The 16,287-nt window shown below is 70.7% G+C and carries 12 protein-coding genes; 2 read left to right on the top strand and 10 right to left on the bottom strand.

Annotated elements, in window-relative coordinates:
* Positions 1-58: 58 nt before the first annotated feature.
* A complete protein-coding gene (locus tag ACSEEN_RS07405) occupies positions 59-1,936 on the bottom strand; it encodes an ABC transporter ATP-binding protein (RefSeq protein ID WP_440712800.1) in 1,878 nt (625 codons plus the stop codon).
* A gap of 68 nt (positions 1,937-2,004) precedes the next feature.
* Between ACSEEN_RS07405 and soxR the strand changes: the two genes are divergently transcribed.
* Complete coding sequence (gene soxR, locus ACSEEN_RS07410; RefSeq protein ID WP_247865295.1) at positions 2,005-2,466, top strand: redox-sensitive transcriptional activator SoxR; 462 nt, start codon at positions 2,005-2,007, stop codon at positions 2,464-2,466.
* A 150-nt stretch (positions 2,467-2,616) separates the two neighbouring features.
* Here the strand turns inward: soxR and groL are convergent, their stop codons facing one another.
* From groL to ACSEEN_RS07430, 4 genes are all read right to left on the bottom strand, one after another.
* Entirely contained in the window at positions 2,617-4,242 is a 1,626-nt protein-coding gene (gene groL, locus ACSEEN_RS07415; protein ID WP_371307254.1) for a chaperonin GroEL, read from the bottom strand.
* 307 nt (positions 4,243-4,549) lie between these two features.
* A complete protein-coding gene (locus ACSEEN_RS07420; protein WP_440712870.1) occupies positions 4,550-6,169 on the bottom strand; it encodes a class I adenylate-forming enzyme family protein in 1,620 nt (539 codons plus the stop codon).
* Between the two features lie 41 nt (positions 6,170-6,210).
* Complete coding sequence (locus tag ACSEEN_RS07425) at positions 6,211-7,167, bottom strand: cyclase family protein (RefSeq protein ID WP_298441245.1); 957 nt, start codon at positions 7,165-7,167, stop codon at positions 6,211-6,213.
* 162 nt (positions 7,168-7,329) lie between these two features.
* Complete coding sequence (locus tag ACSEEN_RS07430; RefSeq protein ID WP_440712801.1) at positions 7,330-8,178, bottom strand: TetR family transcriptional regulator; 849 nt, start codon at positions 8,176-8,178, stop codon at positions 7,330-7,332.
* 44 nt (positions 8,179-8,222) lie between these two features.
* Between ACSEEN_RS07430 and ACSEEN_RS07435 the strand changes: the two genes are divergently transcribed.
* The gene (locus tag ACSEEN_RS07435) at positions 8,223-9,890 is read left to right on the top strand and encodes a class I adenylate-forming enzyme family protein (protein WP_440712802.1); all 1,668 of its coding nucleotides are present in this window, start codon (positions 8,223-8,225) and stop codon (positions 9,888-9,890) included.
* 129 nt (positions 9,891-10,019) lie between these two features.
* Here ACSEEN_RS07435 and ACSEEN_RS07440 read toward each other — a convergent pair whose 3' ends face one another.
* Genes ACSEEN_RS07440 through ACSEEN_RS07460 form a run of 5 tightly spaced genes read right to left on the bottom strand, consistent with a single transcriptional unit; the run spans position 10,020 to position 16,279 of the window.
* Positions 10,020-11,405, bottom strand: coding sequence for an NtaA/DmoA family FMN-dependent monooxygenase (locus ACSEEN_RS07440; protein WP_440712803.1), 1,386 nt, complete (start codon positions 11,403-11,405; stop codon positions 10,020-10,022).
* On the bottom strand, positions 11,402-12,655 hold the full coding sequence (locus ACSEEN_RS07445; RefSeq protein ID WP_440712804.1) for an acyl-CoA dehydrogenase family protein: 1,254 nt from the start codon (positions 12,653-12,655) through the stop codon (positions 11,402-11,404). The genes ACSEEN_RS07440 and ACSEEN_RS07445 overlap by 4 nt, the downstream gene beginning before the upstream one ends.
* The gene (locus tag ACSEEN_RS07450) at positions 12,652-14,415 is read right to left on the bottom strand and encodes a dipeptide ABC transporter ATP-binding protein (RefSeq protein ID WP_440712805.1); all 1,764 of its coding nucleotides are present in this window, start codon (positions 14,413-14,415) and stop codon (positions 12,652-12,654) included. Before ACSEEN_RS07450 ends, ACSEEN_RS07445 begins: the two co-directional genes overlap by 4 nt.
* Positions 14,412-15,290 carry an ABC transporter permease gene (locus ACSEEN_RS07455; protein ID WP_247865303.1) on the bottom strand — a complete coding sequence of 293 codons (879 nt, stop codon included), beginning with the start codon at positions 15,288-15,290 and terminating at the stop codon, positions 14,412-14,414. Before ACSEEN_RS07455 ends, ACSEEN_RS07450 begins: the two co-directional genes overlap by 4 nt.
* The gene (locus ACSEEN_RS07460) at positions 15,287-16,279 is read right to left on the bottom strand and encodes an ABC transporter permease (RefSeq protein ID WP_247865304.1); all 993 of its coding nucleotides are present in this window, start codon (positions 16,277-16,279) and stop codon (positions 15,287-15,289) included. The genes ACSEEN_RS07455 and ACSEEN_RS07460 overlap by 4 nt, the downstream gene beginning before the upstream one ends.
* Between the last annotated feature and the right edge of the window lie 8 nt (positions 16,280-16,287).

Raw genomic sequence — 16,287 nt, forward strand, 5'->3', positions numbered from 1 at the left:
CAGGCTATCTCGCCGTCTGCCCGCACCGCAGTCCGTGTCACCGAAACCACCGGCGGCATCAGGTGGTCGCGAACTGGGTCCGGTACAGCTCGGCGTACCGGCCGCCGAGGGCCAGCAGCGTCGCGTGGTCGCCGCGTTCGACGATCCGGCCCGCTTCCAGCACGACGATCTCGTCCGCGGCCCGCACCGTCGACAGGCGATGCGCGATCACCAGCGAGGTCCGCCCGGCCAGCGCCTCGCCGAGGGCCGCCGAGACCGCGGCCTCCGACGTCGAGTCGAGGTGCGCGGTGGCCTCGTCGAGGATCACCACCGACGGCCGCGCCAGCAGCAGCCGCGCGATGGTGAGGCGCTGCCGCTCGCCGCCGGACAGCCGGTAGCCGCGCTCGCCGACGACGGTGTCGAGCCCGTTCGGCAACGACCGGACCAGGTCGTCGAGCCGGGCCCGCGCGAGGGCGGACCAGAGTTCGTCGTCGGTGCTGCCGGGTGCGGCGAGCGCCAGGTTCGCCCGCACGGTGTCGTGGAAGAGGTGCCCGTCCTGGGTCACCAGTCCGACCGCGGCGTGCACCGAGGCGGAGGTCAGGTCGCGCACGTCGACACCGTTGAGGGTCACGCGGCCGGCGTCGACGTCGTACAGGCGGGTGGCGAGCGAGGCGATGGTCGACTTGCCCGCGCCGGAGCTGCCGACCAGTGCGACCATGGTCCCGGCCGGGACGTCGAGGTCGATGTCGTGCAGGATCTGCTCGCCGCCGCGGCTGTCGAGCTGCGCGACCTCCTCCAGCGACGCGAGGGAGACCTTGTCGGCCGCGGGGTAGCCGAACGACACGCCGTCGAAGCGGACGCTGACGCCGTGCTCGGGGTCCGGCACGTCGACGGCCCCGGGACGGTCCGCGATCAGCGGCGTCAGGTCGAGCACCTCGAAGACCCGCTCGAAACTGACGAGCGCGCTCATCACCTCCACCCGGGCGTTCGCCAGGGCGGTCAGCGGGGCGTACATCCGGGTGAGCAGCAGCGCCAGCGAGACGACGGCACCGGCCGAGAGATGCTGGTGCACCGCGAGGGCGCCGCCGAGCCCGTAGATCAGGGCGAGCGCCAGCGCCGAGACCAGCATCAGCGCGGTGTAGAAGTAGGCCTGCAGCATCGCCTGGCGGACGCCGATGTCGCGGACCGCGTCGGCCCGGCCGGCGAACTCCGCGGACTCCGCTTCGGGGCGGCCGAAGAGCTTCACCAGGGTGGCACCCGGGGCGGAGAACCGCTCGGTCATCTGCGTCGACATCCGCGCGTCGTACTCGGCGGCCTCCCGGGCCAGCCCCGCCATCCGCTTGCCCATCCGGCGGGCCGGCACCACGAAGACCGGGAGCAGCACCAGCGCCAGCAGGGTGATCTGCCAGCTGATCGCGAACATCACCCCGAGAGTCAGGATCAGCGAGACGAAGTTCGAGACCACCCCGGAGAGGGTGTCGCTGAAAGCGCGCTGGGCGCCGATCACGTCGTTGTTCAGCCGACTGACCAGCGCACCCGTCCGGGTCCGGGTGAAGAACGCGACCGGCATGCGCTGGACGTGGTCGAACACCGCCCGGCGCAGATCCAGGATGAGCCCTTCCCCGAGGTTCGCTGACAGCCAGCGGGTGCCGATGCCGGCCCCGGCCTCGGCGACGGCGATCACCGCGATCGCCACCGCCAGCCAGACGATCGTCGCCGTGGCCGCCGGGTCGGCGGCGGCGATCAGATTCACCACGCGCCCGGCCAGCAGCGGGGTCACCACGGTGAGCACCGCGGTCACCACCGACAGCGCCAGGAACACCGCGATGCGGCGCCGGTGCGGCCGCGCGAAGGTCAGGATCCGGCGTACCGTCGCCCGGCGATCGGCCCGAGACGGCGCCTGCGTCGACGTCATCGACTTGTACATGACGTCCCACGCCACCGATTCCATGCTCATCGCGCCACCCGCTTTCCGTTCATGCCTACAGTGGACTTCATCAAGTGCACTTGATGTCAAGGAGGGCCGTGAGCGGCGAGATCCCGGCCGGTGAACTCTGGCTGAAACCCGGCCAGGTGGCCGCCCGCGCGGGCGTCGCCGTCTCGACCCTGCACTACTACGAGCAGTTCGGCCTGATCACCAGCCGCCGGACCGCGGGCAACCGCCGGGAGTACCGGCGCGACACACTGCGGCTCGTCGCGTTCATCCGCGCCTCGCAGACGCTCGGCATCCCGCTGGCCCGGATCAAAGCGGCGCTCGACGACCTGCCGCACGACCGGCCGCCGACCCGCCGCGACTGGGCGCACCTGGCCGGCACCTGGCGCGCCGACCTGGACCGGCGGATCGACGCACTGGTGGCCCTGCGCGACAACCTGGCCGGCTGCATCGGTTGCGGCTGCCTGTCGTTGACGGCGTGCCCGTACACCAATCCGGGCGACGTCCTCGGGCATGACGGCCCCGGCCCCCGCCGCCTCCCTCGTCTGGACTGATTCGGCGATCCGAGGTGCGATGCCAGCCGCTTCGTGGTGGCCCACTCTCGACCGACGGCAACGCGAAGGCCGGTCACCCGTGCGGGTGACCGGCCTTCGGTGCGGTGGGTCTCGACTACGCTCGACCGGCGAGCGCGGGTTCTGATCAGATCAGAAGCCCATGCCGCCCATCTCGTCGCCGCCCGGCATGGCCGGGGCGGGGTTCTTCTCCGGCTTGTCGGCGACGACGGCCTCGGTGGTGAGGAACAGAGCCGCGATCGAGGCCGCGTTCTGCAGCGCCGAGCGGGTGACCTTCACCGGGTCGTTGATGCCGGCGGCCAGCAGGTCCTCGTACTCGTCGGTGGCGGCGTTGAGGCCGGTGCCCTTCGGCGAGTTGCGGATCTTGTCGGCGACCACGCCGGGCTCCAGGCCCGCGTTGACGGCGATCTGCTTGGCCGGAGCCGAGAGCGCGACCTTGACGATCTGCGCGCCGGTGGCCTCGTCGCCGGAGAGCGACAGGCCGTCGATGGCCGACTCGGACTGCAGCAGGGCCGCGCCGCCACCGGCGACGATGCCCTCTTCGACGGCGGCCTTGGCGTTGCGCACGGCATCCTCGATGCGGTGCTTGCGCTCCTTGAGCTCCACCTCGGTGGCGGCACCGGCCTTGATCACCGCGACACCGCCGGCCAGCTTGGCCAGGCGCTCCTGCAGCTTCTCGCGGTCGTAGTCGCTGTCGCTGTTCTCGATCTCGTTGCGGATCTGGGCCACGCGGCCGGCGATCTGCTCGGCGTCACCGGCACCGTCGACGATGGTGGTCTCGTCCTTGGTGACGACGACCTTGCGGGCGGTGCCCAGCGAGGTCAGCTCGGCGGTCTCCAGCGAGAGGCCGACCTCTTCGCTGATCACCTCGCCACCGGTGAGGATGGCGATGTCGGCGAGCATGGCCTTGCGGCGGTCACCGAAGCCCGGGGCCTTGACGGCGACGGACTTGAAGGTGCCGCGCAGCTTGTTCACGACCAGGGTCGACAGGGCCTCGCCCTCGACGTCCTCGGCGATGATGAGCAGCGACTTGCCGGCCTGGATGACCTTCTCCAGCAGCGGGAGCAGGTCCTTCACGGTCGAGATCTTGCCCGAGTAGGTGAGGATGTACGGATCCTCCAGGACGGTCTCCTGGCGGTCGACGTCGGTGACGAAGTAGCCCGAGATGTAGCCCTTGTCGAAGCGCATGCCCTCGGTGAGCTCCAGCTGCAGGCCGAAGGTGTTCGACTCCTCGACGGTGATGACACCCTCGTTGCCGACCTTGTCCATGGCCTCGGCGATCAGGTCGCCGATCGACTGGTCACCGGCCGAGATACCGGCGGTGGCGGCGATCTGCTCCTTGGTCTCGATCTCCGTGGCGGAGTCGAGCAGCGAGGTGGAGACGGCCTCGACGGCCTTCTCGATGCCGCGCTTCAGACCCATCGGGTTGGAGCCGGCGGCCACGTTGCGCAGGCCCTCGCGGACCAGCGCCTGGGCCAGCACGGTGGCGGTGGTGGTGCCGTCGCCCGCGACGTCGTCGGTCTTCTTGGCGACCTCCTTGACGAGCTCGGCGCCGATCTTCTCGTAGGGATCCTCGAGCTCGATCTCCTTGGCGATCGAGACGCCGTCGTTGGTGATGGTGGGGGCGCCCCACTTCTTCTCCAGGACGACATTGCGGCCCTTGGGGCCGAGGGTGACCTTGACGGTGTCGGCGAGGACGTTCAGGCCCCGCTCGAGTCCGCGACGGGCCTCTTCGTCGAAAGCAATCTGCTTTGCCATTGGTAAGTGATCCTCCGGTAGGGGGTGACACTAGGTTCTCTGGGCCGGACTCGGTGCCCGCGACGGACGACCGGGGTGTCTGTTGGACCGGCCTCACCGTCCCGACCTGGCAGTCACATGCCGTGAGTGCCAACCTCGTTTTTAGCACTCGCCCCGGGAGAGTGCAAGGTCGGCCCGGCCCTCCCCGTCCCCGGTTCGTCGACGGCGAACACCGGCGCGCCACCCACCCGCCACCGCATCGGCGAACGGCGGACTTGTGGGTCGCCACGACCCACAAGTCCGCCGTTTCATCAGCGACGCCCGAGCGTCAGCCGGCCGCCTCGTCGCGCAGCTGCCTGCGCAGGATCTTGCCGGTCACCGTCTTCGGCAGTTCCTCGACGATCTCGACCGACCGCGGGTACTTGTACGCCGCCATCTGCGCCTTGCAGAACTCGATGATCTCCGCCGGATCCACCGTGGCGCCCGGTTGCAGTGACACGAAGGCCTTCACCGTCTCGCCGCGGTACTCGTCGGGAACGCCGACCACCGCGGCCTCGCGCACCGCCGGATGCGTGTAGAGGACGTCCTCCACCTCCCGGGGCCACACCTTGTAGCCGGACGCGTTGATCATGTCCTTCTTGCGGTCGACCACGTAGTACCAGCCGTCGGAGTCCATGAACCCGACGTCGCCGGTGTGCAGCGCACCGCCGGGAATCGACGACGCGGTGGCCTCGGGCTTGTTCCAGTACCCCGGCACCACCTGCGGCCCGGAGGTGACGAACTCGCCGATCTCGCCGGCCGGGACGTCCGTGCCGTCCGCACCGACCACCCGCACCACCGTGTTGAACACCGGCACGCCGACCGAGAGCGCACCCGACACCGGGTCCACCGGTGCCCGCACCCCGAGGGGAACGGCGTGCGACGGCGAATTGGTCTCGGTGAGGCCGTAGATGTTGTGGATGTAGGTGCCGAAGACCTGCTCCAGCCGGTCGCCCACCGCCGGCGCGATCGGCGCACCACCGGAATAGAGGACCCGGAGACTGGCGAAGTCGTCCGGGCCGGCCCCGGGCGCCGCGGCGAGGGCACCGAACGCGGTGATCGCACCGATGGTGAACACCGGCCGGTATTCGCGGATCGCGTCGAGCATGACGGCCGGATCGAAGCGGTGCGCCAGCACGAGCGGCGCACGGATCAGCATGGCCGCCATGATGTGCCCGACCAGCCCGGTGATGTGGAACAGCGGCGCGATCCCGAGGATCCCCTCGCCGGGCTCCAGACCCGTCCAGTCGCGGTAGGTCTGCGCGTTGAAGGCGAAGTTCCCGTGGGTGTTCATCGCCCCCTTCGGGTCGCCGGTGGTGCCGGAGGTGTAGGCCAGCACGGCCACGTCATCGCTCCCCAGGTCCGGATCGGGCAGATCGTCACCGCCACCGGCGGCGATGATCTCGGCGAGATCGAGGGCGCCCTCGGTGCGCACGCGCCGGTAGTCACCGAACAGCCGCTCGTCGTCGCGGTCCTGCATGTCGAGCGGCGAGCAGGTGATCACCGTGGTCACGGCGGTGCCGCAGCCCTCGATCACCGGCTTACCGACCGTGGCGTACAGGTCGTCCAGGGCGAGCAGGGCGGTCGCGCCCGAGTCCGTCAGCAGGTAGGTGAGCTCGCGTTCCTTGTTCATCGGGTTGATGGCGACCGCAGTACCGCCCAGCCGCCATGCGGCGATCATGCCGATGACGAACGCGGGATTGTTCTGCACGAAGAGGGCGAGCCGGTCGCCACGGCCGAATCCCCGCCCGGCGAGCGCGGCGGCCAGCGCCCGCGACGCCCGGTCCACGTCGGCGAAGGTCTGCGACGTCCCGAAGTACTGCAGGAAGTCGTCGTCGGGAGACTGGGCGACGGCGGCGTCGAACACCGCCAGCGCCGACGGGTACTCGGTCTCGATGTCGGCGGGCATGCCCGGCCGATAGCGGGCCAGCCAGGGCCGATCCGCGTAGGTCACTTGATCACCACCGGGTTCACCGGCGAGCCGCTGGCGTTGTGGATCTTCAGCGGAGCGGCGACGTAGAAGAAGTCGTACACGCCGTCCTCGGCGCAGTCGGCGGCCAGCTTCTCCAGGTCGCAGATCTCGGTGAAGGCGATGCCGAGGTTGCGCATCAGGGCGTTGTGCAGCACCAGCGCGACGCCGTTGTCCGGATCGGTGGTGACCTCGTTGGCGATGGTGTCGGTGACCAGGTTCGGGATCTCCATGTCGGCGAACCACCGCACCAGTTCCGGCGAGTACACCAGGCCTGGCTCGCAGAAATCGGCGTAGAACGCGTCCGCGTCCTTGAAGAACAGCGCCAGGTGGTTGGTGCGGATGATCAGGATGTCCCGGGGACGCAGCTCGACGCCCTGCGCGGCGGCACAGGCGAGCAGGTCCTCGTGGCTGAAGGGCTCACGCGCGCCGATCGCGTCCACCCCGCGCCAGCGGGCGAGGTCGAGCAGGACGGCGCGCCCGGCGACACCGCGCTGGGCGATCGGCTCCACGCTGGCCTTGTCCAGACCGCCGATGGTGGTGCGGGCGTCGTAGCCGTTCCAGATCTGCCCGTCGTACCAGACGTGACCGAGCGCGTCGTACTGCGTGGAGCCCTGCAGGAAGGCCTCCAGCTTGTCGTCGGCGTAGTGCAGGCCACCGGGGAACTGCGGGCCCTCGCCACCCTCGTCCCAGTCCGACTCGTCCCAGACCATCTCGCGGGTGGCCGGCTCACGCCCGGGCCACACCGGGTCACCGTTCGGGTCGCCGATGAGGCGCTGCAGGGTGAACAGAGCGCCGCGCTTGATCAGCGACACGCCGCGCAGCACCTGCTCGGGCGTCAGGTAGTTGAGGCTGCCGACCTCGTCGTCCGGACCCCACTTGCCCCAGTTGGACGGGGAGTCGGCGAGCAGGTCGGAGAGAGCAGGAGATTCGGTCATCACGGGGCCTTCCGGTGCGGATTCGGGTTTCACGTCGCCGACGCGAACGATCGTTCACTCGGTGACTGAGATGAGAATCACACACATCGGCGCATGGGTCAAGGCTTCACGGAAATTGCTGTGAACAGTGCTTTTGCGCCGAGTCAGGCGATCACGCGATGTTCAGTCAGGCTGAACTGACCCGGACATCATGGACAGTGCGAGCCCGGCGTACTCCACTGCGAGGGCGCGGCCGTCGGGCAGCGGCCCCCCGGCGAACCGGAACGGAATCGCCCGGCAGAGGGAGACCACGGCCTGCGCTCCGGACCCCGGATCGGCCACCGCGAACCGCCCGGTCCGCACCGCCGCACGTGCCGCCTCGGCGAAGCGCCGATCGACGGCCCGGCGGGCGGCGTCGATCCTCGAACGGTCCGGCTCCTGCAGGCTGCGCAGTTCGGTCTCGACGATGAAGGCCAGATCTCGCCGCCGCACCTGACACAGCACGAGCGCACGGACCATCGCCGCGAACGCCGCCGCGGGCGCCTCGGCGGAAGCCTCCGCGGCCTCGATGCGCCAGCCCAGGTCGGCGAGCTGAGCATCGGCGAGTGCGACCAGAAGATGCTGTTTACCGCGGTAATGCCGGTAGATTCCGGCCACGCTGAGATCGGCGGCCGCCGCCACGACCCGCATGGTGGCGCCGTGATAGCCGGTCTCGGCGAAGACCTCGACGGCCGCCGCCAGGACCGGGTCCAGGTCGAGCGCGGCGAACTCCGTCCAGTCGCCGTCGAGGGGTTCGGACGGTACGGGTGCGGCGACGGCCGGCGGCTCGATCAGGGCGGCCGGGACCACGTCGAGCGCGTCCGCGAGCTGCCCGAGCCGGTCCAGCGTGACGGCGACCTTGCCGTTCTCGATCGCGCTCAGGGTGCCCGGACTGATCCCCACCCGGGCCGCCAGCGCGCGCAGGGTGACGCCCCGCTCCCGGCGGAGCCCACGGACGGTCGCCCCGACACCGACGTCGGCCTGTTCAGTCACACTGAACAGCCTACGGGACGGATGCGGATGCTTAGACTGGCCGCGTGAGCGGGTACGACGAACGCCCCTGGCTCGAGGTTTATCCCCCGGGCCGCCCGCCGCATCTCCGGCGGGCGTTCGCGACCGCGCTCGAGATCTTCGACGACACCGTCGCCCGCAAGCCCGGGGAGCCGGCGCTCCACTACTTCGACGGCGGCCTCACCTGGGCGCAGGTCGATCACGCCGCCGAGGCGCTCGCCGCACTGCTCATGGCTCGAGGTTTCGAGCCCGGCGATCGGCTCGCGCTCTGCCTGCAGAACGACCCCGCGTTCCTGATCGGCCTGGTCGCCGCGTGGAAGGCCGGCGGCATCGCCGCACCGCTCAGCCCGATGTCCACCCCCGACGAACTGCGCCGGAGCCTGTCCGCGTTCAGCCCGTCCGCGCTCGTCGTCCTCGACGACCTCTACCGGGACCTGGTCCGTCCGGTGCTGGCCCCCGGCACCACCGGCGTGCGCGTGGTGGTGACCGCCTCCGCCCTCGACTTCCAGACCGAGCACGACCCGCGGCTGTTCGACGGCGTCACCGAGCAGCGGCCCGCCGACACCGTCGACCTGGTGCGCCTGATCGCCGAGCACGAGCCCGACGCCCGCGCGCGGCAGGCTCTCGCGGAGCGGCGCGTCGGGCCGTCGGACATCGCGGTGCTCACCACCACCTCGGGGACCACCGGGCCGCCCAAGGGCGCGCAGGTGACCCACGCGAATCTGGCGTTCAACGCCCAGGTCTACCGGGACTGGACCGGCCTGATCGAGGGTGAACCGATCCTCGCACTGGCGCCGGTCTTCCACGTCACCGGACTCGTCGGCGCCGTGACGCTGGCCATGATCAACGCCGCACCGCTGGTGCTGACGCATCGTTTCCATCCGCGCGTGATCGCCGAGGCCTGTCGCCGCCACCGGCCCGCGTTCTGCGCGGCGGTGATCACCGCGTACATCGCGCTGGCCGACGATCCGGGAGTGGACCCGGACGATCTGGCTTCCCTCCGTCTGCGGTACTCCGGCGGCGCGCCGGTCGACCCCGAGCTGGCCGATCGGCTCGCGCAGCGGCTCGGCGGCTACATCCACAACGTGTACGGCCAGACCGAGACCACCTCGCCGTCGCACGCCGTGCCGCCCGGGATCGCCGCACCGGTCGACCCCGAGTCGGGCGTCCTGTCGGTGGGCGTCCCGGTGTTCGACACCGTGGTCCGGGTGGTCGACGACGACGGCCGCGATCTCCCCGTCGGGGAGATCGGTGAGTTGGTCACGATGGGTCCGCAGGTGATCCCCGGCTACTGGCACGACCCGGCCGCCACCGCGGACGCCTTCTCCGGCGGCGCCCTGCACACCGGCGACGTCGGCTTCATGGATTCGGCCGGCTGGTTCTACGTGGTCGATCGCAAGAAGGACCAGATCAACGCGGCCGGCTACAAGGTGTGGCCGTCGGAGGTGGAACGGGTGCTGGCCGGGCACCCGGACATCGCCGAAGCCGCGGTCACCGGTATCCCGGACGAATACCGCGGCGAGACGGTGAAGGCCTTCGTGGTGCCGCGCGCCGGCGCCGAACTCACCGCCGGCGAGGTGATCGGCTACTGCCGGGAACGACTCGCCGCCTACAAGTATCCGCGCGAGGTGGAACTGGTCGCGTCCCTGCCGCGCACCGCGACCGGCAAGATCCTGCGCCGCGCGCTGCGCTGACCGCCGCAGCCCGGGTCCCGGTCGCGCAGACCGTCGCGGAAGCGGTCACTATTCACGCATCCGCGACGGTCTGGGCGGCGCCGTCCACGAGCGGCCGGGGGTCCACACCGGGCCCCCGCACCGCTCAGGTCAGTTCGCCACCGGCAACTCGCCGGCGTCTCGCGCTCCGAACGCCCCGCGGTACGCCGACGCCGGATGCCGGTCGCTGAGCCGGTCGTCGCCGAACAGCTTTCGCCGGAGCGTGCCCGGCGCGTATTCGGTCTGGGCCAGTCCACGTTCCCGCAGCACCGGGATCACCTTCGCCGCGAACTCCTCGAACGAGCCGGGGATCACCCAGTTGATGACGTTGATACCGTCGACCCCCGCCCGCTGCCACTGCTCCAGCCGGTCGGCGATCTGCTCGGGGGTACCGACGACCACCATGTCGCGGAGGCGTTGCAGCGAGAGGTCGCCCACGGTCGGTTCCCGATCGGTGATGTGCGCCCGCAGGTGGTCCAGGAATCCGTGCGCGGTGTTCGTCGCGGTCTCGGCGATCGGGGTGTCCGCCGGGTAGACCCGTCCGTCCGGGCCGACCACCGCCATGTGCGCGGCGTAGCCGTCGCTGCTGGCGAACCGCTGATACTCCTCGAATTTCTCCCGCGCCTCCTGCTCGGTGTCGCCGATGACGAAGCTCAGCCCCTGATGGAAGGTGATGTCGTCGGCGCGGCGTCCCGCCGCCACCGCCAGCGCCCGGGTCTCGTCGATCTGCTGCTTCGCGATCTCCGGGGACGGCGCGATCAGGAACACGGCCTCGGCGTTGCGCGCGGCGAACGCGCGCCCCGGGCCGGACGAGCCGGCCTGGAACAGCAGCGGCGTCCGCTGCGGTGACGGCGACGGCAGAAACGGACCTTCGACCTCGTAGCGCTCGCCGCGATGGAAGATCTTGTGAATCTTGTCCGGATCGGCATGGATTCCGGCGTCCTTGTCGCGGCGGAGCGCCCCGTCGTCCCACGACCCCTCCCACAGCTTGTAGGTGACGTCGACGTATTCATCGGCCCAGCGATAGCGCTCGTCGTGGTCCTCCAGCGCACGGAACCCGAAGTTCCGATAGCCGTTGTCCTGCGTGCCGGTCACGATGTTCCAGGCGATGCGACCGCCGGAGATGTGATCGAGCGTGGCGATCTGCCGGGCGAAGTTGGCCGGGTGCTGCTGAAAGACGTTGGACGTCACCGCCAGCCCGATGTCGGAGGTGTGCGTGGCCAGCGCCGCGACCAGCACCGTGGGGTCGTTGCTGGGGATCTGCAGCCCCTCCCGCACGTACACCGAATAGTCCGCATCGGAGTCGCCGTACAGCCCCGACACATCGGCGAAGAACAGCGAATCGAACTTCGCATCCTCCAGGGTCTTCGCCAGATCGATCCACAGCCGGACATCGTTGAAGTCGTGCTGGTGCGCATCCGGCCGACGCCACTGCCCGTGATGAATATGGCTGGTGGTGTTCATGACGAAGGCGTTGAAGAGCAGACGCCGCGTCATCGGTCGCCCTCCTTCGCGGTGGCCGGCACACCGGCGCCGACGGCCTCGCTCTGCCGCACCGCCGCCCACGAATCGGCCGCCCAGGAACTCGGCGGCCGCCCGTTGAGCAGGTAGTCGCCGACGAGCGTCTGCCGGTAGATCGCCGGGTTGTGCGAGGCCAGGGTGCGCGCGTTGCGCCAGTGCCGGTCGAGCCCGAACCGGTCGGTGACCGCGGACGCGCCACCCACCTCGAAGAGCTCGGTGGCCGCCCCGAGCACGAGTTCGGCGACCGCCGTCTGTGCCGAGAACACCGCGACATCGGCCGCGTCGAAGAGTTCCGCCGTGGCGGTCCCGGCGACGACGGCATCGGCGATCTCGCCGACCGCGTCCGCCGCGGCCAGGGTGGTGGCGGTCGCCGCGAACGACGCACTCGCGATCCGGCCGACGACCTGCTGGATCTGCGGATCTGCGGCGGGCCGCGGGTAGCGCGGATTGATCAGGTTGCGGCTCCGCTGCCGGACGAAGGCCACCGCATCGCGGACCGCCGCCTGCCCGATTCCGGCGAGGGTGGCGAGGTGATTGAGCTGGAGCACCGCCAGCAGATACGTGCCGGAGAACTCCCCGTTGGGGTGGATCTCCACGTCCTCATCGGGCACCGGAACGCCGTCGAACACCGTGGTGCCGCTGCCGGTGAGGCGCTGCCCGAAGCCGTCCCAGTCGTCGATCCGTTCCACGCCCGGCGCGCCGGAGGGGACCAGGACGTTCGCGGTACGGTCCGCATCCACGGCGGCGCTGGTGTGGATCCAGTCCGCGAACAGGCTGCCGGTGGAGTAGAACTTGCGGCCGGAGAGCGACCAGCCGTCGCCGTCCGGGGTCACCGCGGTGGTGTTGGTCCAGAACGACGAACTCCCGTTCTCGGACTGGGCGTTGCCGATGATCTCGCCGGCCGCGACGGCCCGCAGCCATCGTTCACGGACCGCCGCCTCCGGATGCGAGAGGCGGGATTCGACGAACGCGAAGTGACCGCGCAGCAGTTGCGGCAGATTGGAGTCGGCCTCGGCGAGTGCGATGAGCTGCCGGACGAACTGCGGCACGGTCGCGCCCAGCCCGCCGTACTGTTCAGGGACGCGGATCCGGGTGAATCCCGATTCGCGCAGGAGTTCCACGGCTTCGGCGGGGAGTACCCGATCGGCTTCTCGGTCGAGCGCGCCCGCGGCGATCTCGGCGAAGACGGGAGCGAAGCGCTCGGTCAGTCGTGCATCGGTGGTCATCGGACCCGGTCCTCTCGGGATGGTGTGGAAGGGAGGGCGCCGCGGCCTTCCAGCCGCGGGAGCGCGGTCAGCAACGACCGCGTGTAGGGATGCCGCGGGTGCTCGAAGACGTCGTCGGCCGTCCCGGATTCGACGACCCGACCGCCCTTCATCACCAGGATCCGATCGCTCATGTGGTGGATGACGCCCAGATCGTGGGAGATGAAGAGGTAGCTGACGCCGAGCTCGTCCTGCAGGTCGGTGAGCAGATCGAGCACCTGCGCCTGAATCGAGACGTCGAGCGCGGACACCGGTTCGTCGCACACGATCACCTCGGGTTCGGGGGCGAGCGCCCGGGCGATCGCGACGCGCTGCCGCTGACCGCCGGACAGCCGCAGCGGCGCCGCCTCGAGGTGTTCGGCGCGCAGGCCCACCTGTTCGAGCAGCCGGACCGCCCGCTGCCGCGCCTCCGCCTTGGCCGACGGCGGCCGGGGGCCGGTCGCGAGCGCGTCGAGAAGGATGCGGCCGACCGGCCAGCGCGGGTCGAACGAACTGAGCGGGTCCTGATAGACGACCCCGATCCGGTGCCGCCGGGGACGCCGCGCCCCCACCGACAGGCCGGTCCACGCCTCGCCGTCGAGCAGCACCTCGCCGGCGGTGGCGCGCTCCAGCGCCAGGGCCATCCGCGCGGTGGTCGTCTTGCCGGACCCGGATTCGCCGACGATGCCGAGCGTCTCCCCGCGCCGCAGCGCGAACGACACGTCGTCGACGACGGTGCGGTCCACCCGGTCCGGTCCGCGATAGACCTTGGACAGGTGCCTGGCCTCCAGCACCACGTCATCGGGGTCGATCGGCGCGCGGGTGCGCAGTGCTCCCGCCGGTTCGCCCGCGGCCGGTTTGACCAGCCGGGTGCCGCGGGTATGCGTCGACGGCACCGCGTCGAGCAGCGCCCGCGTGTAGGGATGCGCCGGCGCGTACAGCACGTCGGCGACGGTCCCCTGCTCGACGATCTCGCCGTCCTTCATCACCGCCACGTCGTCGGCGATGCGGTCGACCACAGACAGGTCGTGGCTGATCAGGATGATCGCCTGTCCACCACGTTTGGATTCGGCGAGCAGGTCGAGGATCTGGGCCTGCACGGTGACGTCGAGCGCGGTGGTCGGCTCGTCGGCGATCAGCAGCGGCGGGTCGAGGGCGATCGCGGAGGCGATGAGCGCCCGCTGCCGCAGACCGCCGGACAGCTCGTAGGGCCGTTGCCGCGCCTTGACCTCGGGCTCGGGCACCCCGACCGAGGCGAGCAGTTCGACGGCCTTGGCACGACGCGCGGCGCGGTTTCCCCAGCGGTGCACCTTGAGCGGCTCGGCCACCTCGTCGCCGACGCGCCGCAACTGGTCGAGTGAGACCAGCGCGTCCTGCAGGACGAAGCCGATGTCGCGTCCCCGGATGCGCCGCCACGACCGCTCCGCCAGCGCGGTGAGATCGATCGGACCGCTCCCGACGGTGGCGGCGGCCCCGGCGTCGAGTTCGAGCCGATCGGCCCGGACCCGCGCGCCCGCACCGGTCAGGCCGACCAGAGTGCGGGCCGTCACCGACTTGCCGGAGCCGGATTCGCCGACGATCGCGAGGCACCGGCCGGGCGCCACCTGGAACGAGATGCCCTTCACCACCTCGGTGGCGCCGAAGCCGATCCGCAGATTCTCGACGGTCAGCAGTGGTCGCGGGTTCCCGCCGGGGGCGGGGGCCGCGGTGGTGCGGGGTGAATCGAGGGCGATGGCGGTCATCGGCCCGCTCCTTCCAGTCGTTGTTGCGCGGCCCGGCCGAGGGTGGTGACCGAGATCGCGAAGAGGACGATGACCAGGCCCGGCAGGATCTCCAGCCACCAGTTGGTGGTGATGTAGTTGCGGCCGGCGTCGAGCAGCGCTCCCCATTCGGGGCTGGGCGGACGCACCCCGAGCCCGAGGAAGGCCAGCGACGACGCCCAGACGATCGACTGCCCGATGCCGAGGGTGACGACGGCGACCATCGGCCGCATCGCGTTGGGGAACAGGTGTCTCCGGATCACGGTCGCCCGCGAGTGCCCGAGCGCGGTCGCCGCCTCGATGTAGCCCGCACCGCGCACGCTGAGGACCTGCCCGCGCACCATCCGCGCGTAGCCGGGCATCGAGCTCACGCCCACGGCCACGATCGACGTGGTGGCCGACGGCCCGTAGATCGAGACCACCAGCAGCGCGGCCAGTAGCGCCGGGAAGGCGAAGAACACCTCGAGGATCCGGGTGATGATCGCGTCGACCACACCGCCGGCCAGGGCCGCGGTGAAGCCGAACACGATCGCCAGGCCCATGGCGATGCCGGTGGCACCGAGCCCGATGCCGAGCGACAGCCGGGTGCCGTAGACCGCCCGGGAGAACACGTCACGACCCGCCTCGTCGGTGCCGAACAGGTGCTGCCACGACGGCGACGCGAGGGGGTTGTTCAGGTCGATCGCCGTCGCCGAGTGCGGCGCGAGGAGGCCCGGGAAGACGGCCGCCACCGCGATGAGGGCGACGAACAGGCCGGCGAGGATCAGGCCCGGGCGGAGTCCGGACAGGCGGGCGGCGAAGGCGTCGAGGGCATCGCGGACCGGCGATGATCCGGCGGACGGGGCGAGGGAGGTCATGATGCACGCAGCCTGGGGTCGATGAGCGAGTACGCGAGATCGACGAGCAGATTCGCGACGATGTAGATGGCGGCGACCACCACGACGACACCGGCCACCGTGGGGACGTCGCGGGTGTTGACGGCGGTGACCAGCACCTGCCCGATTCCCGGCCGGCCGTAGATGTTCTCCACGATCACCGCGCCGGAGATCAGCGCGCCGAGCGCCCAGCCGGAGAGGCTGATGGCCGGGATCACCGCGTGCCGGAGCCCGTGCCCGAGCCGGACCGCGGTGTCACCGAGTCCGCGGGTGCGGGCGGTGGTGATGAAGGGCTGGTCGAGCACCTTGTCGAACTCGTCGCGGATCACCTGGCCGAGGAAGCCGCTCAGCGGTATCGCCAGGGTGAGGACCGGCAGCACCGTGCCGGCGATCCCGTTGCCGCCGATCACCGGGAACAGCGGAATCTGCACGGCGAACAGCACCAGCAGGATCATGCCGACCCAGTACTGCGGCAGGCTCGCCGTGAAGGCCTCGATCGACGAGCCCAGGCCGCCGAGGAACCGGCCGCGCTTCACGGTGAGCAGACTGCCCGTCACCGCGATGAGCCACGCGACCACCAGCGCCAGCAGGGTGAGCACCAGGCTCGGGCCGAGCTGGGCGCCGATGATCTCGGTGACCGGCTTGTACTGCGAATACGACGTCCCCAGGTCGCCGGTGAAGAAGCCGCCGATGTAGTGGAGCCACTGCTGCACCAGCGACTGGTCGAAGCCGAACTGCCGGTTGACCGGCGCGAGCTGGCCTGCCGTGTACGACTCGTCGCGGCCGCTGCGGATGTTGAGGATCGCGGTGGCCCGGTCACCGGGCACCGCGAGCTGCGCGGCCCAGGCGACCGTCGCTGCGGCGATCAGGACCGCGATGCCCGACACGATCTTGACGATGAGCCGTCGTGCGGCCCGTGCGGTGACCCAGACCGGGCGCCCGGCGGCCCCGGTGGGAAGGAAGGTGGTCATCTCGATGC

This window comes from Gordonia marina, assembly GCF_052036135.1.
Classification (GTDB): Bacteria; Actinomycetota; Actinomycetes; order Mycobacteriales; family Mycobacteriaceae; genus Gordonia.